Below are 21,966 nucleotides of genomic sequence, written 5' to 3'. Positions count from 1 at the left end.
TCACAGGCGACTGCCGGTGCCGCTCGGTGCGACGGCAAGCCGATCCGCCAGGAGGAGCTCGACCATGTCGTGCTCGGCGCGCTCCTTGACCGCGTGATCGAGCCCGAGCGGCTGAAGCTACTGCTGGCCGAGGTCCTCGAGCGCTCGGACGAGGCTAACACGCGCCGTCAGGTCGACCTTGATCGCGTGCGACACGAGCGAGATGCTGCCGAGACGCGGCTACGGCGGCTGTTCGAGTTGGTCGAGGAAGGGCTGGCCAGCGCCCGCGACCCGATTTTCGCCAAGCAGGTGGCCGAGCGCCGCAGCGTCATCGCCCGACTGGAAGAGAGCGAGCGGAGCCTGTCGGGCCAGCTCGCGGCCGGCAAGCGCCGCATTGATGAAGCCAGCGTGGAACGGTTCGGGCACATGCTGAAGCGGGAGATCACCAGTGGCGACGCCGCGCTGCGCAAGAGCTATGTGCGGCTGTTCGTGTCCGACGTCACGGTCTCTCATGCTGAAATCGCGATCTCTGGTCACTGCGCCGCACTGGAAGCGGCTCTCATCCACAGAAACAGGCCAGGCACGCCGGCGGTGCCCAGTTTTGACCGGAGGTGGTGCCCCCGAGAGGACTCGAACCTCCGACCTGCGGTTTAGGAAACCGTCGCTCTATCCGGCTGAGCTACGGGGGCTCTCGGCGAGCTGTAAATATCTCGAGCCCACTGGTCAATCAGTTGAGCGTCTCGGGTGGTGGCAGCGGCAGCGGCAAGGGTGCGACGGGCACTCCGTCATCGGCCAGGGCCTTCGCTTCGGCGACCGTCGCTTGCCCATGGATCGTCGCGTGGCTCTCCTCCCCCGCATGCATGGCACGGGCTCGGTTCGCGAAGGACCGCCCGACCCACTCCGACTTTTCGAGCATCTTGGCCTGCGCGACAGCAAGCGCCCGCAGCATCTCCTTGGGGCCGGTCCCGGTCGAACCGTTGGCGCGATTACCCTTCGCGCCGACGTTCGGTGCCATCGCCGCCTTGGTCACCTCGGCACTGTCGCACAGCGGGCAACGAACCTGTCCCTCCCGCGCCTGAACAGCAAAGGAGTCGCCGGACGCGAACCACGCCTCGAACACATGGCCACCCGCGCACCGCAGGTCGAACACGATCACGACGCGGTCCGAACCGTAGGAATGGCGCGCCGATGCTCGATCACCGGCAACCGACCGCGGACCTGCGCGATCCGGTCCAGGTCGGTGTCGAACATCGCCACTCCCGGCGCCTCCCCCATGTCGAGCAGCACCTCGCCCCAGGGATCCACCACCAGCGAGTGTCCAAACGTCTCGCGCCCATCCTCATGCAGGCCCGTCTGCGCGGCGGCGATCACGAAGGCGGCGCACTCGACCGCCCGCGCTCGGAGTAAGAGGTGCCAATGCGCCGCGCCCGTCGGCCGGGTGAAGGCGGACGGCACCGCGAGCAGCGTCGCTCCCGCGCCGCTCAACGCCTGGTACAATGCAGGGAACCGCAGATCGTAACAGATCGACAATCCCAGCATGCCCGCCGGCGTCCAGACCGCGACCGCCTCCTCACCCGCCGCATAGGCCGCCGACTCGCGCCAACGCTCGCCGGTCGCCAGGTCGATGTCGAACAGATGGAGCTTGTCGTACCGTGCGCAAACCCGACCTCCATCGTCGATCACGAACCCGCGATTAGCGAGCCGCCCGTCCTCCCGCCTGATCGGCTGCGAGCCCAAATGCACCCAAACGCCGTGCGCGGCGGCGGCCTTGCGCACAGCCGCCAACACGGTGTCGTCCGCCTCCGAAGCGATCGCGCGCGCCGCACGCTCGCGGTCGATCAGCCCCGACATCTCGGGCGTGAAGATCATGACCGCGCCCGACGACCTCGCCTCCGCGACCGCCTCGGCCAGCACGCGCGCGTTGGCGGCGGGATCGATCCCGCTCGTCATCTGCAGCAGCGCCAGCCGCATCAGGCGAGCAGGGGGTCGAGCCCGCCCTTGCGCTCGAGCGCCGCAAGATCGTCCGATCCGCCGACATGGCGCCCGTCGATGAAGATCTGCGGCACCGTCGTACCCCCGCCCGCCCGTTCGATCATCTCGGCGCGGCGCGGACCGCCCATGGTGATGTCGTGTTCCTCGGGCTCGACTCCCTTGGACGCGAGCAGCCGCATCGCGCGCGTGCAATAGGGGCAGAACGCCTTGGTATAGATTTCGACTTGAGCCATGCGGTTGATTTGTGGAGCTTCTTCTACGCTTGTCAATCGCGCCTCCTCAGTCGTCGTCGCCAAGCACGCGCGCCCAGCAAAGGACCGCGGCCGATGCGGCTCCCGCCCGCAGCAACGCCGCGGTCGCGGCCTGCGCCGTCGCGCCGGTCGTGTAGATGTCGTCGATCAGCGCGATCCGCCGTCCGGCGATCCGCTCGCGGTCGGGAACCGCGAACGCCCCGCGCACCGCCCTGGCCCGGGCCGTTCGCCCCTGCCCCTTTAGCGACGGCGTCGCGCGCGTGCGCACCAGCGCCTCCCGGTCGAGCGGCACCTCCGTCGCCCGCGACACCGCCGCCCCGATCACGACCGCTTGGTTGAAACCGCGCGACCACAACCGCCACCGGTGGAGCGGCACCGGTACGAGCAGATCTACTCCCCCCGGTATGATCCGGGCCATGTACCGCGCCATCGTCTCGCCGAGCCCGACCCGTCGCCCGTATTTCAGGTTCAGCGCCAGCCGACGCGAGAGCTCATCATAGGCGACCGCCGCGAACACGCCCGCATGCCGCGGCGGATCGGCAAGGCACGCGGCGCACCGCGCGTCCTCGCCCCGATCGTATTCGAACGGGACGCGGCAGCCCGCGCACCAGGGCGGGCCCAGGAACCGCATCCCGCTCCAGCACGCCCCGCAGAAACGGTGATCCTCGCCCACGATAGTCCCGCATCCCGCGCAGCGCGGCGGCAGCGCGAGCCGGCCCAAGGCGTTCAGCGATCGGATCAGCACCGCCATACGCCCCTTGTCGACCGAGTACGCCAAGGGCACAAGCGGGCGCGGTGACCTCTCCCGAGATCTTCGACCGCGCCGCACGCCGACGCCGCCGTGATCGCATCGTCCCGCGCTACGCGGAACATGCGTTCCTGCGCGAGGCGATGGTCGAGGGACTGGCCGAACGGCTGGACAGCGTGTCGCGGCGCTTCACCGACATCCTCGATCTCGGCTGTTTCGACGCGACCTTCGCCTCGCCGACCGGTGCCAGGATCGCCCGCTGCGACGCCGGGTCGCTCTTCGCTCGCGCGGCCGGCGGGGTCCAGGCGGACGAGGACCGCCTGCCCTTCGCCGACGGCGCGTTCGACCTCGTCGTCAGCGCGGGTGTTCTCGACCAAGTCAACGATCTGCCGGGCGCGCTCACGCTGATCCAGCGCGTGCTGCGTCCCGACGGCCTGTTTCTTGGAGCATTCGTTGGCGGGACCAGCCTGCCCAAGCTACGCGCCGCCCTCCGCTCGGCGCAGATTGACCGTCCGACGGCCCGGCTTCATCCGGCGATCGATCTAGTTTCCGCGGGCGATCTACTGGGGCGCGCCGGACTTACGCTCCCGGTCGCGGATGTCGAAACGCTGAGCGTCCGTTACGCCTCGATCGACGGTCTACTCGCCGACATGCGCGGCATGGGTGCATCCAACCTGCTGACCGGCCGAACCCCGCTGACGCGCGGCGAACTGGCGCGCGCGGCGGACGCGTTCAGCGCGGCCGCCGACCCCGATGGCCGCACGACCGAACGGTTCGACCTTATCTTCGTGACCGCCTGGTCGCCTTCGCCCGATCAGCCCAAACCCGCCGCACGGGGCAGCGGACGCATCTCGCTCGCCGACGCGCTCGGGCGCTTTCCCGGTGCCGCCTAGCCGATCAACCCGGCCTCGCCCGCACGGGCGGCCAGGACGCGCCCCATCGCATTGAACAACGGCTCCATGGCCACCGGCTTGAACAAGACCTCGTCCGCGCCCGCCTCCAGGCAGCGTGCGCGGAGGTCCGACGCCGTATCGGCGGTCACCACGAGGATGGGCGCGTGCGCGTTCGCATCGCTGCGTCCCCGGATGTGGCCGATGGCGGTCATGCCGTCCATTCCCGGCATCCGCAGGTCGACGAGCAAGATATCGAACTGCTGATCGTCGAGTAGCAGGAGCCCTTCTTCCGCGCTTTCCGCTTCGATCATCTCGGCGCCGGCAACGCCGAGCATGTCCTTGACGACGCGCCGATTCATGCGATCATCCTCTATAAAGAGGACCTTCACCGATCGCCTCCGCGACTTAGGTTATCAAATTGTGCCAACCTGATCATCAAACGCATTATCGGCTCAAGCCGCTTGAGATACAAGCGAGCGTCCATGATCTTCGGCATCGAACGCGGGCAAGAGCGCGGCGATCAGCTTGGTTGCAGCCACTGGCTTCTCGATCGCCTGGAAGGACGAGGGTATTCGGCATGCGGCATCTGACGTCCGCAGCACCATCACCGCCGCTCCGCACTTGCGAGCGGCCGCCTCGAGCCGGTCGATCTCGCCCATCAGCGCGCCGTCGTCGATCAGCACGGCGCGCGGCGCGTGAGCATCGATCGCTGCGACGGCCTCTTCCAGCGAGCCGGCGAGCACGATCCGCGCGACATGCGGCTCGAGGAGGCTGCGCAGCATCGCCTGCTTGATCGGGTTGCGGTCGACGATGACCAGCACGTCGCTCCCGTCTTGCGCTTCGGACGCGATGCGTTGCTCGACATGGTCCACGACAGGCAAGTGAAGGGTGAAGGTCGATCCCCGGCCCACGTCGCTCGTCACCATCAGGTCGCCGCCCATCGCGCGCGCCAGGTCCCGGCTGATCGACAACCCCAATCCCGTTCCGCCGAACCGCCGGGTGGTGCTGGCGTCCGCCTGCGCGAACGACCCGAAGATGACCTCCAACTTTTCCGACGCCACACCGACGCCCGTGTCGCTGACCGCAACCACGACCACATCGCCGTCGCGCACGGCACGAAGCGAGATCGCGCCGGTGTCGGTGAACTTCACGGCGTTGGATAGGAGGTTGAAGACCACTTGCCGCACCCTGGCGGCGTCGCCCATCACCCGCTGCGGCGGCAGGTCGATCAGGACCTCGAACGCCACGCCCTTAGCGCGCACCTGATCCTCCCACAGCGAGGCCGCGTCGCGAAGGACCGCGGCGAAGTCGAACGGGTCCGACTCGATCACCATCCGGCCGGTGCCGATCTTGGCGACGTCGAGTATGTCGTCGACCAATGCGCGCATCGTCTCGCCCGCCCGGTGGACCAGTTGCAGCCGGTCACGCGCGGCCTCGGGCAAGGCGCGGTCGGTCAACATAACCTCCGTCATGCCCAGGATCCCGTTCAATGGCGTCCTGATCTCATGACTCGTTGTCGCCAGGAACTCGGTTTTGGCCGCCAGCGCCTTGCCGAGGGCCTCGTTGGTCACGCCCAGATCGTCGTTAGCGGCCCACACCGCATCGCGGCTGCGGCGTATGGTGATCAGCCCGACCAACAGCAGCCCGAGCACGATCAACGCCGCGACGCCCGCGCCGGCGAAAATCATCCGTTCTGTCCGCGCCTTATCCTGCTCGAACAGGACGCTGCGCCGAAGCTCCTCCGCCTTCAGGCGCGCGATGCGCAGTTCCTGATTGGCGAAATCGAACCGTGCGCCCATCAGCGCGGTGCTGGTCTGCGTCGCGAGCTTCGTCGACTCGTCATCGAGCCGCTTCAACGCCTCGAGATGGCCGAGCGCGGCGTCGATGTTCCCGACCGCGCGATGAACGCGGTAAGCGGTCAAATGCCCCTCGCGCATCGTCATGGAAGATTTGGTGAGGTCGACACCCGCGAAGCTGCGCTCGATCAGCACGCGCGCTTCGTTCAATCGACCACGCTGAAAGGCGAGCTGAGCGGCGGCGCTGAGCATAGCAGGCTCCTCCTGCCCACCGGCGCGCACGGCGGCGGCCATGGCTTCGCGCGCAGTTCGCGCGGAGCCGTTAAGATCGTTGTCAGCCAGACGCGCCCTGACGATGTTACGAAGAATTTGAGACTCGAGGCTCGGAGTTTTAATTAATTTCGCTAAATCAAGCGCTTTAATAAATTGCCTCGTCGCTTCTCTGTTTCTGCCGAGAGCAGCTAAATTCGTTCCACGGTTGTTGTACACTGACATTGATAACTTTAAGTCTATATCAGCCGCTTCTGCCGCTTGATCAAGATACCGTAAAGCTGTTTCATGATCTCTCGCGTTTGCATATAATATCGCGATACACACTAAGCCGATAGCCTCACTTCTTCTTTCGTTCAATTTCTGGTATATTGTGATCGATTTTTGATAATCATCAAGGGCATTGTTGATCCTAAAAAGCTCCGAATTGATACCTCCTCGAGAAAGAAGAATATCAGCTACGACTTTTGACTTATTTTGGAATAGAGCTACCTGTTCATAGGCACGATTAACAACAATCCGCGCTTTTTGCGCCTGACCTAACCGTAAAAGTGACTCACTCTGGAGTAATAGCGAGTTTGCAACAGCTTCCCGCCTTTGCTCAACAGAAACTATAAGCCGCGCTGATCTTTCAGCGTTTGTCGCCTTTGTCAATGCAACTCTAGGTGCGCCCATAAGCGCTTCCCCAGCCTCAGCCACCGCTACTTGATACTGCTTAGTTGGCGACTTTTCCGATAATTGAGCAAACGCGGGTGAGACGCTCACAAACAACAGTCCACCATACAAGGAGACTCCACGTAGCATTTCAGATATCAACCGTGCTTCCACTTCGCTACCAATCGGTTGAAGCTAGCACGGCTGTCCTCAATAGCCTGCTTATGTCGTCCGTCGTTTAGGAACGCAATCAACGCGTTCAAACTAGCCGGATGACAGATAAGATAACCCTGGATCATATCGCATCCCATAACGGACAAGAGCGCAAGGGCGGCCTGCGTCTCGACGCCCTCGGCAACAACCTCCATTTCCAGTGCGTGAGCAAGATCGATAGTTGAACGGACGATCAACGGATCGCGATTGGAATTGCTGAGATGTGTTACGAATAACTTGTCGATCTTCAACTCGCGAGCGGGTAGCCGTTTGAGGTAGGCTAGCGAAGACAGGCCCGCGCCGTAATCGTCGATCGAAATCTTCACGCCGATCGCCGCAAAGCTTCCAAGATTGGCAATCGCGATTTCTGGATCGCGAATTACCGACGTTTCGGTCACTTCGAAGCCGATCCGGCCAGCTTTATCCGTCAGCAAGGCGCAGGCGTCCGCGACGAAGCGCGCGTCGCTCAGCACGAAGCCCGAGATGTTAATAAAGACGCGTAGATCATGTCCCTCGCGCGCCAGCACTGCCTGATCGGCCAACGCCTGCCGGATCGTCCAAAGCGTCAGCGCGGTTATCGCCTGCGTTTCTTCGGCGATCGGGATGAACTCGCCGGGCATGACAAGGCCCCGCATCGGGTGCCGCCAGCGCACCAATGCCTCGATGCTGACGATTTCCTGTCGTCGCACATGCATCTTCGGCTGATATTGCAGGAATAGCTCGTCATGCAGGATTGCACGGTCGAGATCGCGCGCCAGCGCGATCCGGTCGACCGCGTTGGCAGCGTCGTCGACCTGGCGAACGACCACGCGCCGTGTACCGTCCGCTTGGCCCAGCGCCTGCTCCGCCTGCTCGGCCATGCGAACGTCGTCCACGGGCGAGCCATCCGCAACCGCTGCGCCGAACAGCATATCCAGGTCGTATGGTTCGCCGTCGATTTCGATCGGCGAGGCGAAACGTGCAACCAGCAGCGCCAACGTCTCGTCGATCAGGCCGTGCGCATCTGTCTCGAACGCGATCTCCAGGAGGTCGCGCGCGGTCGTGGCGACGCGGGCATCCGGTACCAGCGCGCGGATGGTCGGTGCCAAATCCTCCGTAAGCTGATCCGCCCGCGCCCGTCCGATATGGCGGCGAAGCAGCGAGAAGTTAGCGATACGCACCTGCACAAGCGTTCGCCACCGTGGAAGGCCGATGTATCCGGTCGGTTGAACGGCTCGATCGACATCTCGCCGGACCTGGGGAAACGCGGGACTGCTCATTCCCGCTGATCTAAGTTGGGAATGCGAAAATACCCTTAACTGACCGGCATCATGTTGTAGTTAACGTCATACGACTGTAGTTGTAACATCGTTAGGACTTTGTTAAGCAGATTACGCACTCAACGTAGGTGCAGACGAGGGAGAAGAAACATGCTGGCGTTGATTTTGGCGCTGATTTGGGGCGAGCAGATTCGTCCCTGGTAATCGGTTACCTTCGGCCCGAACGTTGCTCGGTGTTATGTTGTAGACCATCACCGAAGCAGGCTTCGGGCCGAAAATAGCAGACTTCCCTCTTAGCCGGTCAGCGCGTCCAGCATGCGGCGCATGAACGCCGCGCCTCGCTCCATCTGCGCGGTGTCGATATACTCGTCAGGCTGATGCGCTTGCTCGATCGAGCCCGGGCCGCAGATCACCGCCGCGAACCCCGCTTGCTGGAATTGTCCCGCCTCCGCAGCATAGGCGACCGCTCGCCGCGGCCCGTTATCCCCTGCCAATCGCCGCGCGAGCCGCTCGGCCGGCCCGTCCGCCTCCGCCGCGAAGGACGGCGTCGAAGACCGTCGCGTCGCAATCACACCCGCCTCCGAAAACCGCGCGCGCAAGGATCGGTCCACCGCCGCGCATCGCGCCAGGAATGGCGCGATGATCGCGTTCGGATCCTGACCCGGCGGGCAACGCAGATCGAAAACGAATCGGCATTCGCGCGCCAGGATGTTGACCGCCGTCCCGCCCGCGATCTGCCCGATCGTCAGGGTCGCATGCGGTGGATGGAACGGCGACTCGGGATCGCCCTCTTCCTCGAGCCGCATCGCGAGATCGGTCAGCTCGCGCATCAGCCCGACGGCTTCCATATTCGCCGATACGCCCAAATGGGGCAGCGACGAATGCGCCTCGTGCCCGCGCACGACGATTTCGTAGCTGGTGATCCCCTTATGCCCGCCAACCACCTCCATGCCTGTCGGCTCTCCCACGATGACGGCGGACGGCGGCGGGAGATGCCGCGCGAGCTCGGCGATCATCGCGGGCGCGCCGAGGCATCCCACCTCCTCGTCATAGGAGAAGGCGAGGTGGACCGGCCGCGCGAGTCGCCCCGACATCGCCTCCGGCACGGCCGCAAGCGCCAGCGCCAGGAAACCCTTCATGTCGCACGCGCCGCGTGCGTACAGCCGGTCGCCGCGCCGAGTCAGCGTCCAGGGATCGGTTGTCCAGGGCTGCCCGTCGACCGGCACCACGTCCGTATGCCCGGACAATACCACACCGCCCGCGACCATCGGCCCCAATGTCGCAAACAGGTTCGCCTTGCGCCCGTCCGCGCTAGCGACTCGCGTCGACGACGCCCCGACCCGCGCCAGCCGCTCCTCGACATATTCGATGAATTCGAGATTCGACTCGCGTGAGGTCGTGTCGAACGCGACCAGCTCCGCCAGGATCGCGGTGGCGTCAGCCGCATCGACCATCAGGCCGCCTCACGCTCCCGGACCCGAGTCGTGGGACGGGAGAACTCCATCGCCTCGTCCACCGACCCGAACTTCAACGCCATGATGTCGAGCGCGTAATTCTGGTTCACGCGCCAGGGCTTCCGGCTTCCCTGTTTGGGCAGATGTTCCAGCGCGCGCTGGACGTAGCCCGAGGTGAAGTCGAGGAAGGGGTGCTCCGTCACGCTCGGATCGTCGTTGCGCGGCGTCGCCTGCCGCAGCCCGCGCTTTCGCATGGTGTTCAGCAACCGGCACACATAAATCGCGGTCAAATCCGCCTTCAGCGTCCAGGACGCATTGGTGTAGCCGAAGAAATACGCCAGATTGGGCACGTCGGAAAACATCATGCCCTTGTAATTGAGCGTATCCGCCAGGTTCTTGACCTCGCCGTTGATGCGGAACTCGACCCCGCTCAGCAGCTGCAGTTCCAGCCCCGTCGCCGTGACGACGATGTCGGCCTCAAGCTCCTTCCCCGAATCGAGTCGGATGCCGCCCGTCGTGAAACGCTCGATCGTATCGGTCGCGACCGATGCGCGCCCGTCCTTAATCGCGCCGAACAGGTCGGCGTCGGGCACAAGGCAGAGGCGTTGGTCCCAGGGATTGTAACGTGGTGTAAAATGCGTCGCGACGTCGTAGTCCGGCCCCAGATGCTCGCGCACCATGCCGAGCAGATAGTCCTTGATCTTCGCCGGCTTGTGCCGCGCCATCCGGAAGAAATACATCCCGAACAACACGTTCTTCCACCGCGTCGCGTCATAAGCGACCTTGTGCGGCAAATTCCGGCGGAGCCAGTTGGCGACCTTATCCTCGGCGGGCCGCGACACCACGTAGGTCGGCGACCGCTGGAGCATGACGACGTGCGCCGCCTGCTTGGCGAGTTCGGGGACGAGCGTCACCGCCGTCGCGCCGCTGCCGATCACGACCACGCGCTTGCCCGCAAAATCGAGGTCCTCCGGCCAGGCCTGCGGATGGACGACCTGCCCCTCGAACTCGCCGACGCCGGGGAAGTCAGGCGTGTAGCCCCGGGCGTAATTGTAATAGCCCGAGCACATCGACAGGAAGTTGCAGGTGTAAACGACCGCCTTGCCGTCCGGCCCCGTCGCCTTCACCGCCCAGCGCGCGTCGACGGTGGACCAGGAAGCGCGCGTCACGCGGGTGCGGAAGCGGATATGGTCGACGATGCCATGCTCGCGCGCGGTCTCCTCGACGTAGGCACGGATGCTGGGCCCGTCCGCGATCGCCTTGGCCTCCCCCCAGGGTTGGAACGAGAAGCCGAGCGTGTGCATGTCCGAATCGGACCGGATGCCCGGATAGCGGAATAGGTCCCACGTACCGCCGGCCCGCTCCCGCCCCTCCAGCACGACATAGCTCCGCTCCGGGCAGCGTTTGCGCAAATGGTACGCCATGCCGACGCCGGAGATCCCCGCGCCCACGATCACCATGTCGAAATGCTCGGTCATGCCGCTCTCCCCCGACACGACGGTCGGTTTCGATCCGGAACCTACCCCCGAACGCCTCAATAGTCTTTGGAATAACGAAGCGATACGTTCGACCCGCCGAACGACCCGGTCGAGGACAGGACGCTGAGCGCCCGCGTCAGCGCGACCTCCAGTTGGGTGGCAGTGAAGCCGCGCGCGTCGGTCACCACCTCGATATAGATGTCGTCGGTGATGTACTTGCCCGCCGCCAGCGCGGTGCCCCGGCCCGTCGCCTGATCCGACCCGAGGATGCGCAGCCGGTCGAACCCAGTCGCCGACCGTAGCTTGCCCAGCGGATTCAGCCCGCCCGCGCCCGACCCGCGCAACAAGTTGAGCGCGGCGGCGAGCTGGATCGCCTCGGTCGCCGACAGGTTGGCGGGGCTCGACCCGAACAGCAGCCGGCTGAGCACCTCGTCCTGCGGCAGGACGGGAGTCGAGGTGAAGGCGATCTGCGGCCGCTGCCCCGTCCCGGTGATGACGATGTTCGCGGTGATGCCGTTCGTCGTCGTGCTCGCGGTGATATCGATCACCGGATCGATCAGCGCCCCTCCGCGAAAATCAATCGCGCCGCGCGTGACCTCGAACCGCTTGCCGGCGAAGCTGTACTCGCCCTTGATCAGGTTCAGCCCGCCCGTGACGACCGGTGCCAGGTTCGTTCCGGCGACGCGCAGGTCCATCGCCCATTCGGATTCGAGGCCCATGCCCGACACGAACAGCTCGTTGTTGGCCCGCAAGCGAAGGTCCAGCCGGAACAGCCCCATCGGCGGCGGCGTGGGCCGGTCGGTCGACCGCGCGACGCGAATGTCGCTGCGGCGGCGTACGCCCGTCAGTTCGGGCACTTCGGCTTGGCCCTGGCGGATGATCTGATACCGCGCCTCGGGCACGCGCAGCTCGCCCTGTATCAGTCCGCCCTGCAGGCCGCTGGTGATCCGCAAAGTGCCCGTCGTCGTCGCGCTCAGCGCATCGCTGCGCGCCAGTTGCGCCCGGTCGAGCACCGCGCGGATGTCGAGCGGAAAGCCCTCCGCCGCCGCGAGCCCGATCGATCCCTGCGCCTGCACGGTGCCGCGACCGGCACGCGCGTTCACCTGCGTCAGATCGAGCCGGTCGTTGTTGAAGCGCCCGGCGATCCGCATCTGCGTCAGCTGAGTGCCGTAGGTCTCGTTCAGATAGGTCAAATTGTCCGCGCGGACGAGGCCGTTCAGCCGCGGCGTGCGCACCTGACCCGAAAAGTCGGCCGCGACCGCGACGGGTCCGGACAGCTGCTGGCCCCGCAGTCCCGCAAGGCTGAACAGCACCGCCGACGGACCATTATAGCGAATGCCGCCGGACAAAGGTGCCGCGAGCAGGCGCGTCGTCCACGATCCGGCACCCGGCGGCAACGGGGTCAGGTCGGCGAGCATGCGGCCGATGACGGTGTTCCCGCGCCGCACCAGCGCGCGCGCCTGCCCGCCCGTCGGCACCAGCCGGCCGGCGAAGACGATATCGACCGGGCTCGACACGACCGCGATGCTCGATCGCGTGAAGTTCCGCACCGTGATCCGCGCGTCGGCGGTCGGGAACGTCGCACCGCCGGCTTGCGCGAAGTCGAGGCTGCCCGTGGCCTGTCCGCCCAGTCCCAGATTTCCGAACGCGTTGAACGTGGCAAGGTCGAGCCGGTCGAGTCGCGTCTGTACCGACAGCCCCGCGCCGTAGCTGCCCGCGACCCGCGCCGAGCCCTGGCCGAAGGTCAACCGCGTCTGGGCGAGCCGGTACCGCCCATCCGCGGCGGTGATCCGCGCCGGGTTCACGGTGCGGAACGGGATGTTGTTTGCCTGCCCCTGCAGCGCGACGAGGTAGTCGTTCGGCGACAACCGAGCGTTGGCGGCAACGCGGAACGGCACGCCGGTCGATCCGGTAAACAGCGCCTGCGCGGTCCCGCGCCCGCCGCGATAGTTCACGCGCGCCCGGCCGGCCTGGAGCACGAAGCTATTGTAACGCACATCTGCGAGCTGGACGTCGGCGATCACCTCTGGCGCGGCCGGATACAGAATGACGGTCCCGTTCGCGATCAGGCGACCGATCGTGAAATCCACCTGGCCCGGTATCTGCGCATTGGACCCGCGCGCGTTGAACGCCGCACGCTGATAGCCGCCCTGGTTCGCAAGCTGGAGTTCGCCGGTCAGCCCCGACCCGGCAAAGCGCAGCGCGCCCGCCAACGGCCCGGCGGCGGTCTGGACGACACGACCGGTGAAGCCGATCCCGGCGAACACGACGCGGTGGACATCGATCGCGAGCTGCGCACCCGGCCGCACCAGCAGATCGGCGGTGAAAGGGCCATAGGTCGTGCCGCCGCTCGCGGTGACGGCGTAGGCTCCGCCCCGGCCGACGATCCGCGCCTGCACGCCCGCGAGCCCGACGCCGAGCCCGGGCCGCGCGGCGCGAATAACGATTGCGGGGTTGAGCGCGCTACCGGTGACGCGCGCGGCGACGGGACCGTATTGATTGGACACGCCGTCCGCCTCGAACACGATCGCGCCCGATAGGGCGTACGATCCCGATCCGCGCGTGATGCGGAACTGCGGCGCATTCAGCCGCACGCCCGAAAAACGGATCAGTCCCGTCGGCCCATAATCCACATCGGCGCGGACGACCGCCTGCCCACCCAGAAAAGTCCGCGCTCCCTCGTTGAAGACACGCGAGGTACGCGCGACGACGCGGCCGGTGATCCCGAACCCCCCGCCTGGCGCGGTCACCAGCCGGGCGTCGGTGGTCACGTCGAGGATACCGATGCTCTCGATCCGGTAGTCGTTGACGCGGCCCTTCAGCGCGCCGGTGTAGCGGCCGGTCGTCAGATTCGCGACGACAATCGCGGTCGCGTCGACCCGGTCGGAGCGGATCCGCAAATTGTCGGACAGGATATTCGCGCCCGATATGGCGAGGTCGCCGTTCACCGAAACGCCCGTCAGCAGCTCGCCCGCCGCCGCGTTCAACCCGGTCACCCGAGCGGCGCGCGCGCGAACAGGAACAAGAATGCGGTCGGCGTTCACCCGCGCCAGCCCCTCGGCATAGAGCCGCTCGACACCGGTGCCGCCAAACGAGATCGCGGCCGCGCGCAGCTTGTAATCGACGGTCGGCGTCCTGAACGCGCCGTCGAGCACGACGCGCGCGTTCACGTCGCGGCCCGCCAGATTGGGCAGGATCGCGCCGGGGGTGAGCAGCCGCGCATCGACCGCGAAGTTCCCGAACCGGCTCGCGGCCAGATCGATCACCCCGCCCGCATCGACGACCAGCGCGTCCGAGCGCAGCTTGATCCGCGTGTCGGCGCGACGCTCGGCGACGGTTGCGTCCGCTTCGATGTTCAGAAATGGCGAGGTCAGTCGTTCGACCGGACCGGCGAGATAGAGGCCGGGACGCGTCCGGCCGACCACGCGGAAACGTCCGGCGTCCGCGCGAACGTTCAGGTTCGCAAGCTCGCCTCGCCCAAGCGTCGCGACCGCCCGCCCCCGCCATGTCGCCCAAGTTCCGCGCCCGTCGACGCTGACCGCGAGCGGCGCGCGGAGCGACGCCATGGACGCGACCACGCCGCCGACGGGCGCCTGGAGTTTGATATCGAGATCGAACCGGTCGCGGTCTGGCACCGCATCGAGCCGTAGCCGCAGCCGGTCGCCGCCCGCGATCCCCGGCCCGCGGATCGCAAGCGCGTCCGCGGTCACCTGAGCGCGGCGGTCGGCTATATGGACCGCGCCGTTCAGCGCCAGCGCATGCGGGCGACCGGTGAGCGACCGGTCGATCGCGAAGCGCCCGATACGCAAGGTGTCGATGTCGATATCGAGGTCGGGCAGCAGCGGCGCGTTCGGGTCGAGGGCCGGACGCAGCAGCGGACGACGCATGAGCGTGACGAGCGGGGTGCTCAGCTCGCGCACGTCGATATGGTTGCGGGCGAACGCAAAGGGCCGCCAGTCGACCTCCAGCCGCGGCGAGGTCAGGAAGACCCCTCGGGGATCAGCTACGCGGACGTCCGACAGGATCATGCGGCCGTAGATCGATCCGTCGATGCGGCCGACGGCGATCCTCACCCCAGTTTCCGTCTCGTACTCGCCGATCTGGTCGGCGACGAAGCGGCGGCCCGGATCGGTGTTGATGCCGAGCAGCACCAGCCCGATCAGCCCGAGCAGGACGAGGAGGGTGACGACGAGCCATTTGAGGATGCGCCGCCATAACGGGGTTTCGGCGGGCACGACCTCATCGCGGTCGGGCGCGTCGATCGTCGCCTCGCCCTCCATCAGAACGCCTGCCCGATCGAAATATACAGCGCAATCTTGCCGTCGCCCGGGCGCGGGTTGAGCGGAGTGGCGACATCGACCCGGAGCGGCCCGAAATTGGTGTAGAACCGCCCGCCGATCCCCGCGCCGAAGCGCATATTCGACACGCGCGGCAGGATCGATTCGTAGCTGTTGCCCGCATCGATGAACGGCACGATCCCGTAATCGCCGAAGCGATACCGCGCCTCCAGCGCGAACTCGGTAAGCGAGCGGCCGCCCACGGGCTCGCCATTCGGATCGAACGGTCCGAGCCGCTGGAATCCGTACCCACGCACCGATCCGCCGCCGCCGCCGTAATAGCGGCGCGACGGGGCAAGGTCGTTGCGGTCGACCCCAAGGATCGACCCGGTACGTACACGACCGGCGATGACAAGGCGGTCGCTCACCGGCTGGTAATAGGTCCCCTCCGCCATCGTGCGGACATACGGGCTGACGCCGCCCTGCACCGACGTCTCCGGGCTGACATTCAGCTTCAGACGGTAGCCGCGTGTCGGGTTGAGCAGATCGTCCGACCGGTCGAACTGCGCCATGCCGGGCAGCGCGGCGATGAAGTAGGTCTGCCGCCGCCGCGCGCCGCGACCGAGGAAATACTCGAAGTCGAAATCGTATGTCTGCTCGTTCGTGCCCACCAGCTCGAAGCCGTAGGCGTAGGTCAGCGGCTTCTGCCAGATCGGCGTCGAGTCGTAGCTGATCCGGCCCGACAAGGTGCCCGTATATGCCTCGAATGCGTCGTAGGTCGAATGAGCGACCGACGCGGTGAACGAGACGGTGCGATCGCGCCGCCCGGCGTTCGACCGGCGGAAGGTCGCGGCCAACCCCTGCTCCTGCGTGCCCGCGACCGCGCTGGCGATCAGCGCGCCCTCGGGCGGGAACAGGTTGCGGTGCGTGTAGCTCGCCTCGACGCGGACTCCCTGGCCCGTCGAAAAGCCGCCCTCCCCCGCCAGCGTGCGCGCCGGGCCCTTGGATTGACGCACGAGCAGGTCGACCTGCTCGGTGCCGTCGGGGCCCGCGCGACCGGTGCGCTGCGGCTCGACCGCGACCGTGCCGAACAGGCTGGTCGCGACCAGCGCGTCGCGCAGATCGTCGACGCGCCGCGCGTCGTACAGCTCGCCCGCCTTGAACCGGGGAAAGACGTTCAGATGCGCCAGGTCGAACACCGGATCGCCCGCCGTCGTGATCCGCCCGAAGGAGGAGCGCGGGCCAGTCGCAATGGGGAGCGTGTAGGCGCCGGTCGGGGCGGCGTCCTCCAGCAGGATGTCGCGCTCGCCGACCTCGACGAAGGGGTAGCCCTGCTGCGGCAGCGTCAGGAGCACGTTCGCCTCCGCTCCCTGGATGAGCGCGGCCTCGATCGCGTCGCCGACCCTGAGCGGCAACTCGCGGCGGACGAGATCGGGCGGCGTGGTGGCGTCCGCGCGGACCGCGACGGAGGACAGGGTATATAGGCGACCGGGAGTGGCCGCGACGGTCGCGCGCAATCGCTTGCGCGCGGCGTCCTGCTCGACCGTCGAGGAAGCGGTCGCGTCGTAATAGCCGAGCGACTTCATGAGCCTGACTGCCAGCCGCTCGTCCTCGCGCGCACGCTCCGCGACCTGGATGGCGTTGCCCGCCTTCCCGTCGCCTTCACGAAGCGCCGACAGCGCGCGCCATTCATCGGTCAGCTGAAGCGTATCGAGACCGGTGACGACAGTGTCGTAGCGAAGCTCGGGCGTGTCCGCGTCGGCGACGTCGACCGCGCTCTGGAGCGGCGTACTGTTGAACGTGCCGAGCGGCTCGAGCGGCTGGGCGAGCTGCGCATCTTCCGGCCCCACCGGTGCGATCGCCTCGCCGACCGCCGGGCCGGTTCGGGTCGTATCCGCTTGAGGTAGCGGCGCGGGCGCGGTGTCGCGCATCGGCTCGAGCGGGGCGTTCAGGTCGTCCGACAGCGGCGGAAGCGCTGCGTCGAACTCGGCCTCGGGAACGATCGGTTCCTCGGCGGCTTGGGGGGCAGCGCGGTTCACCTCGGCGCGCGGCGCATCCGGCCCCTGCGCGGGCGCGGTACCGGGGCGGTTCAGCTGCGCCGCCGCCGGTGCGGCGGCGACGAGCGCGACGGCGACCCAGTGATGACGCCGATCCGACAACCGCACGCGCGCAACGCCCCTAACCCAATACCGTCGTCGTTATCGGCGGCGACACGGTGCCGCAACATGTTGCCGCGGCGTGGAAAACCGAAAATACCGCTCTAGTGGCCGATCTGCCGCAGTTAGGACGGCTTCAACCCGGCGAGCTTGGCAACGTCGAGCCGCGAGTGCCTGAACACCGCGCGTGCATGACTGAACGTCTTGAAGCCGTCATGCCCATGGTACGATCCCATACCCGACGGCCCGACCCCGCCGGCGAGCGGGCTCACGACGAGGTCGACCGGGAAGTTCCGCAGCGAGATCGACGCGGCGATGTCGGTCAGCATCGACTGCTCGCGGCTGCCGTGCCCGAAGTCCTCGGACACCGCGTCGCAGAAGCGGCGGGCGTTGTCGCGGACCATCGCGGCGGTGCGCTTCAGCCGGTCGCGCCGGACCGACAGCGGCTCGGGCAGCGCCGCCGTGAAGGCCGCGCGCTGCGTCGCCAGCATCGCCTTCATGTCCATGCTTCCCGCCTCACCCGCAGCCGATGATCCCGGCGACCGGCGTCACCAGCGTGTCGCGGCCCGGCTGATCGATGCGCAGCGTGGCGGCGGGGACCACCGCGCCGCCGGTCAGGTCGGGCCGGGTTTGAACCGCCATGTCGAGCACGGCGGTGATATCGCCGCCACGGTACTCGGTCACGCCCGCGAAACCAAACCCTGCGCTCCCCTGTTGCCCGCCGCGTACGACGACGATCGGTCGACCGTCGAGTTGTAGACGCAGCTGCGCCGGATCGGCTGTCGCCATCGCGACGAGCGTGCGCTTGGGCGCGACATCCCAAAGATACGCGGCGCAGCCCTTGGCCGGGAGCATCTGACGGCCGATCGGGCCGAGGCTGGACGGGTCCGCCGCGAGCAGGGCGAGCGAAAGAAGGATCATAGTGCGAGGCCTACCATGACGAGCCAAGCCGGGTAAGCCGCCGCGGCGAGAAGCGCGCCGAGCGGTAATGCGTCGTCGCGCGCGACCGGCCGGCCGGTCAGGCGACGGAACAGGACGCCGCCGAGCCCGGCGAGCCCGGCGATCAGGAGCACGCTCGGCAGCATCCGCCAGCCGAGCCACAGCCCGATCGCGCCGAACAGCTTGGGATCGCCACCGCCCATGCCGTCGCGCCCGCGCAGCAGCCGGTAGCCGCGCGCGATCAGCCAGAGACCCGCGAAGCCGCCCGCGCCGCCGATCAGGCGGTCGAGCGGTTCCGGCGCGAGCCCAGCCGCGCCCGAGGCGACCCCGGCCAGCGCGAGCGCGGCGGTGATTCGGTCAGGTAACCAAAAGGCCCGCCAATCGAGCGCGGCCAGCGTGACCAGCAGCCAGCCGAAAACCCCGCCCGCAAGCGCCTGCCGCCAGTCGGGGGCGATCAGTCCGGCGCTCAGGCCGACCAGCGCGCAGGCGAGTTCGATCCGCCAATGGACCGAGTCGATGCGCGCGCCGCAACTGCGGCAACGCCCGCGCGAGGCGAGCGCGCTGACCAGCGGGATCAGCTCGCGCGATACGAGCGTGCGACCGCAGCTGTCGCAAGCGGAGCGACCGGTCAGAACCGAGCGATCCTCGGGCCAGCGGACTACGAGGGTGGCAAGGAAGCTGCCCAGGATCGCGCCGAGCGACGCGAGGAGCAGCGATACCGTGATGGACGATGTGAACACCCACCCGCCCTAGCTTATTTCCCTTTTCGCGACCGCAGCATTAGGAACGCCGCATATCTCTCTGCGGAGTTCACGATCATGGCCAACGATCCCGTCGTCATCCTCTCCTACGCGCGCACGCCGATGGGTGCATTCCAGGGCGCGTTGTCCGGCGCGACCGCGACGGAGCTTGGCGCGACCGCGGTACGCGGCGCGGTGGAGCGCGCGGGCGTGTCGCCGAGCGAGATCGAGAAGATCTTCATGGGCTGCGTGTTGCCCGCCGGCCTCGGCCAGGCGCCCGCGCGCCAGGCCGCGATCGGCGCGGGGCTGCCGACATCGGTGGAGGCGACCACGGTCAACAAGGTGTGCGGATCGGGCATGCAGGCCGCGATCTTCGCGCACGACATGATCTCGGCGGGATCGGCGGACCTGGTCGTGGCGGGCGGCATGGAGAGCATGTCGAACGCGCCGTACCTGCTCAAGAAGCTGCGCGCAGGCGCGCGGATCGGGCACGATACCGCCTACGACCACATGATGCTCGACGGGCTGGAAGATGCGTATGAGCCCGGACGCGCGATGGGCACCTTCGCCGAGGACACGTCGCGCGACTATCAGTTCACTCGCGAGGCGCAGGACGATTACGCGGTCGAGTCGCTCTCCCGCGCGCTGGCGGCGCAAAAAGACGGCGCGTTCGAGCGCGAGATCGTCGGCATGACCGTGAAAGGCCGCAAGGGCGACACGATCGTGACCGAGGACGAGGCCCCTGCGCGTGGCGACCCCGTCAAGCTTCGCACGCTCAAGCCGGCGTTCGCCAAGGACGGCACGATCACCGCGGCATCGTCGTCGTCGATTTCCGACGGCGCGGCGGCGCTGGTGGTGACACGCAAATCCGTCGCCGACGCCAAGGGCCTGAAAGCCGTCGCGCGAATTGTCGCGCACGCGGCGCATGCGCAGGAGCCCGCCCACTTCACCACCGCGCCGGTCGAGGCGGTGCGCAAGCTGTTGGCCAAAACCGGCTGGAGCGCGTCGGAGGTCGACCTGTACGAGATCAACGAAGCGTTCGCCTGCGTGCCGATGGCCTGGATGCGCGACCTGGGCGTACCGCACGACAAGGTGAACATCCACGGCGGCGCGACCGCGCTCGGCCATCCGATCGGCGCGTCAGGGGCGCGCATCATCACCACGCTGCTCGCCGCACTCGAGCGCACGGGCGGCAAGCGCGGGATCGCGTCCTTATGCATTGGCGGCGGCGAGGCGACCGCGATCGCGGTGGAGATGCTGTAACCTCCCGCTCTCCGCTTATGAGAAACGGTGGTTAGGGTAGCCGTTCGCCCGGCTCGACCCCCCACAGTCCGGTGGTCCGGACGAAGCCCGCCCGGCCGTCGACGTCCAGTCGGCACCAGCCGCCGTCGCATTCGCTCAAACGACCGACGACGCCGGGCGACGCGCGCCATAAAAGCTTGGCCGCGTCGCTCGGACGGTCGCGCATCGGCACGGGATCGGCCGCACTGACGATCGCGGTCCGGTCGGACGAGATCAGGCCGCCGAGCATCCACCCTTCCGTGCCGCCGGGATCCCGGACGCGCCGCCATTCCTTGAACACGGCGACCACGCGCACGGGTAGATCGGCGCGCTGATAAAGCCACGACGCAGGGTAGGTGCGCGCGGGTCCGGTCCGCATCCGCGCTTTTCCCGCTGAGATAGACGCCCAATAGGGCGGCTTGGGACGTTCCTGCGCCGAGCCCGAAGCAGCGAGCGAGAGCGCGGCGAGCGCGAGAAGCAGACGCATCGAACGAAGCCTTCCTGTTGCCGTCCCTTATCAACCGCGGCGCCGCCGTATCAACCGGCTTGACGGCGGACGGGCGCGCGTCCCAAGCCGACGCCCATGTCCGCCGAGCGCCGCCCTCCCGAACCTCGCGTGATCGCGACCCGCGAGCTGCCGGATACCGTAATGGACCGGCTTGAGGCGCTGTTCGAGACGACCAACAACCGGGACGACCGCGCCATGACGCGCGCGGAACTGGTTGCGGCGGTCGCGGAGTGCGACGTGCTGGTTCCGACCGTCACCGACGCGATCGACGCCGAGCTGATCGAAGCGGCGAGCCCGCGGCTGAAACTCATCGCCAATTTCGGCGCGGGCGTGAACCACATCGACCTGCGCGCGGCGCGGGCGCGCGGCATCATCATCACCAACACGCCCGGCGTGCTGACGGACGACACCGCCGACCTGACGATGGCGTTGATCCTGTCGGTGCCCAGGCGGATCGCGGAGGGCGAGAAGCTTGTGCGTTCCGGTGCCTGGACGGGATGGAGCCCGGGCGGGATGCTCGGCCACCGTATCGGCGGCAAGGCGCTGGGCATCGTCGGCATGGGCCGGATAGGCCAGGCGGTGGCGCGGCGCGCGCGCGCTTTCGGCCTGAGCATCCACTATCACAATCGTCACCGCCTGCCCGGCGTGGTTGAGGCGGAGCTGGACGCGACCTGGCATACGGATCTCGACGCGATGCTGGCGGCGGTCGACGTGCTGACGATCCACACCCCGCGCAACGCCGATAGCGAGAACCTGATCGACCACCGACGGATCGGCTTGTTGCGTCCGCACGTTCACCTGATCAACACCTCGCGCGGCGGCATCGTCGATGAGGAGGCGCTGGTCGACGCGCTGGAGGCCGGGCGGCTCGCGGGCGCGGGCCTCGACGTATGGCGGCACGAGCCGGAGATCGACCCCCGCCTGCTCGCGCTTCCCAATGTCGTCATGACGCCGCACATGGGCTCGGCGACCTATGAGGGGCGGCTCGCGACGGGTGAAAAGGTCATCGCCAACATCCGCATGTGGGCCGACGGCCACCGCCCGCCCGACCAGGTTCTGGACGGGTGGGCCTGAAGGT

At 67.3% G+C, this 21,966-nt stretch carries 18 protein-coding genes and 1 tRNA gene; 3 read left to right on the top strand and 16 right to left on the bottom strand.

Translation table 11 applies throughout. The features are described from left to right. Positions 1-591: 591 nt before the first annotated feature. From ACFE7F_RS04160 to ACFE7F_RS04140, 5 genes are all read right to left on the bottom strand, one after another. Positions 592-668, bottom strand: a tRNA-Arg gene (locus ACFE7F_RS04160). Positions 669-706: 38 nt separating this feature from the next. Then, positions 707-1,135 (bottom strand): DUF1178 family protein, encoded by a 429-nt coding sequence (locus tag ACFE7F_RS04155; protein WP_375402575.1) that lies wholly within the window; start codon positions 1,133-1,135, stop codon positions 707-709. Continuing rightward, entirely contained in the window at positions 1,132-1,950 is an 819-nt protein-coding gene (locus ACFE7F_RS04150) for a carbon-nitrogen hydrolase family protein (protein WP_375402574.1), read from the bottom strand. The genes ACFE7F_RS04155 and ACFE7F_RS04150 overlap by 4 nt, the downstream gene beginning before the upstream one ends. Further along, the gene (gene grxC / locus ACFE7F_RS04145) at positions 1,950-2,204 is read right to left on the bottom strand and encodes a glutaredoxin 3 (protein ID WP_375402573.1); all 255 of its coding nucleotides are present in this window, start codon (positions 2,202-2,204) and stop codon (positions 1,950-1,952) included. Before grxC ends, ACFE7F_RS04150 begins: the two co-directional genes overlap by 1 nt. 46 nt (positions 2,205-2,250) lie before the next feature. After that, entirely contained in the window at positions 2,251-2,973 is a 723-nt protein-coding gene (locus ACFE7F_RS04140) for a ComF family protein (RefSeq protein ID WP_375402583.1), read from the bottom strand. A 44-nt stretch (positions 2,974-3,017) separates the two neighbouring features. Here ACFE7F_RS04140 and ACFE7F_RS04135 point away from each other — a divergent pair, with 44 nt between their 5' ends. Beyond that, positions 3,018-3,863, top strand: coding sequence for a class I SAM-dependent methyltransferase (locus ACFE7F_RS04135; protein WP_375402572.1), 846 nt, complete (start codon positions 3,018-3,020; stop codon positions 3,861-3,863). Here the strand turns inward: ACFE7F_RS04135 and ACFE7F_RS04130 are convergent. From ACFE7F_RS04130 to ACFE7F_RS04085, 10 genes are all read right to left on the bottom strand, one after another. Then, complete coding sequence (locus ACFE7F_RS04130) at positions 3,860-4,252, bottom strand: response regulator (protein WP_375402571.1); 393 nt, start codon at positions 4,250-4,252, stop codon at positions 3,860-3,862. The two genes, ACFE7F_RS04135 and ACFE7F_RS04130, sit on opposite strands and share 4 nt — an antisense overlap. A gap of 63 nt (positions 4,253-4,315) precedes the next feature. Next, the gene (locus tag ACFE7F_RS04125; RefSeq protein ID WP_375402570.1) at positions 4,316-6,715 is read right to left on the bottom strand and encodes an ATP-binding protein; all 2,400 of its coding nucleotides are present in this window, start codon (positions 6,713-6,715) and stop codon (positions 4,316-4,318) included. Between the two features lie 26 nt (positions 6,716-6,741). Beyond that, complete coding sequence (locus ACFE7F_RS04120) at positions 6,742-7,956, bottom strand: EAL domain-containing protein (protein ID WP_375402569.1); 1,215 nt, start codon at positions 7,954-7,956, stop codon at positions 6,742-6,744. A gap of 392 nt (positions 7,957-8,348) precedes the next feature. Continuing rightward, positions 8,349-9,509 (bottom strand): acetylornithine deacetylase, encoded by a 1,161-nt coding sequence (argE, locus tag ACFE7F_RS04115; protein ID WP_375402568.1) that lies wholly within the window; start codon positions 9,507-9,509, stop codon positions 8,349-8,351. Beyond that, the gene (locus ACFE7F_RS04110; RefSeq protein WP_375402567.1) at positions 9,509-10,987 is read right to left on the bottom strand and encodes a flavin-containing monooxygenase; all 1,479 of its coding nucleotides are present in this window, start codon (positions 10,985-10,987) and stop codon (positions 9,509-9,511) included. Before ACFE7F_RS04110 ends, argE begins: the two co-directional genes overlap by 1 nt. A gap of 56 nt (positions 10,988-11,043) precedes the next feature. Then, the gene (locus tag ACFE7F_RS04105) at positions 11,044-15,267 is read right to left on the bottom strand and encodes a translocation/assembly module TamB domain-containing protein (RefSeq protein WP_375402566.1); all 4,224 of its coding nucleotides are present in this window, start codon (positions 15,265-15,267) and stop codon (positions 11,044-11,046) included. Beyond that, positions 15,267-17,429, bottom strand: coding sequence for a BamA/TamA family outer membrane protein (locus tag ACFE7F_RS04100; protein ID WP_375402565.1), 2,163 nt, complete (start codon positions 17,427-17,429; stop codon positions 15,267-15,269). Before ACFE7F_RS04100 ends, ACFE7F_RS04105 begins: the two co-directional genes overlap by 1 nt. A gap of 116 nt (positions 17,430-17,545) precedes the next feature. Next, positions 17,546-17,926: a hypothetical protein gene (locus ACFE7F_RS04095; RefSeq protein ID WP_375402564.1), complete on the bottom strand. Its 381-nt coding sequence runs from the start codon at positions 17,924-17,926 to the stop codon at positions 17,546-17,548. 10 nt (positions 17,927-17,936) lie between these two features. Further along, positions 17,937-18,341 carry a hypothetical protein gene (locus tag ACFE7F_RS04090; protein ID WP_375402563.1) on the bottom strand — a complete coding sequence of 135 codons (405 nt, stop codon included), beginning with the start codon at positions 18,339-18,341 and terminating at the stop codon, positions 17,937-17,939. Next, positions 18,338-19,099 carry a prepilin peptidase gene (locus tag ACFE7F_RS04085; protein ID WP_375402562.1) on the bottom strand — a complete coding sequence of 254 codons (762 nt, stop codon included), beginning with the start codon at positions 19,097-19,099 and terminating at the stop codon, positions 18,338-18,340. The genes ACFE7F_RS04090 and ACFE7F_RS04085 overlap by 4 nt, the downstream gene beginning before the upstream one ends. A 78-nt stretch (positions 19,100-19,177) precedes the next feature. Here ACFE7F_RS04085 and ACFE7F_RS04080 point away from each other — a divergent pair, with 78 nt between their 5' ends. Further along, on the top strand, positions 19,178-20,362 hold the full coding sequence (locus ACFE7F_RS04080) for an acetyl-CoA C-acyltransferase (RefSeq protein WP_375402561.1): 1,185 nt from the start codon (positions 19,178-19,180) through the stop codon (positions 20,360-20,362). A 31-nt stretch (positions 20,363-20,393) separates the two neighbouring features. On the opposite strand, the gene ACFE7F_RS04075 is transcribed toward ACFE7F_RS04080, so the two are convergent. Further along, positions 20,394-20,867: an SH3 domain-containing protein gene (locus ACFE7F_RS04075; protein WP_375402560.1), complete on the bottom strand. Its 474-nt coding sequence runs from the start codon at positions 20,865-20,867 to the stop codon at positions 20,394-20,396. A 96-nt stretch (positions 20,868-20,963) separates the two neighbouring features. Here ACFE7F_RS04075 and ACFE7F_RS04070 point away from each other — a divergent pair, with 96 nt between their 5' ends. Then, on the top strand, positions 20,964-21,962 hold the full coding sequence (locus ACFE7F_RS04070; RefSeq protein ID WP_375402559.1) for a 2-hydroxyacid dehydrogenase: 999 nt from the start codon (positions 20,964-20,966) through the stop codon (positions 21,960-21,962). The last annotated feature ends 4 nt before the right edge of the window (positions 21,963-21,966 follow it).

It is taken from the genome of uncultured Sphingomonas sp. (assembly GCF_964235535.1).
GTDB lineage: Bacteria > Pseudomonadota > Alphaproteobacteria > Sphingomonadales > Sphingomonadaceae > Sphingomonas.
This window is presented reverse-complemented; position numbering and strand designations above follow the sequence as displayed.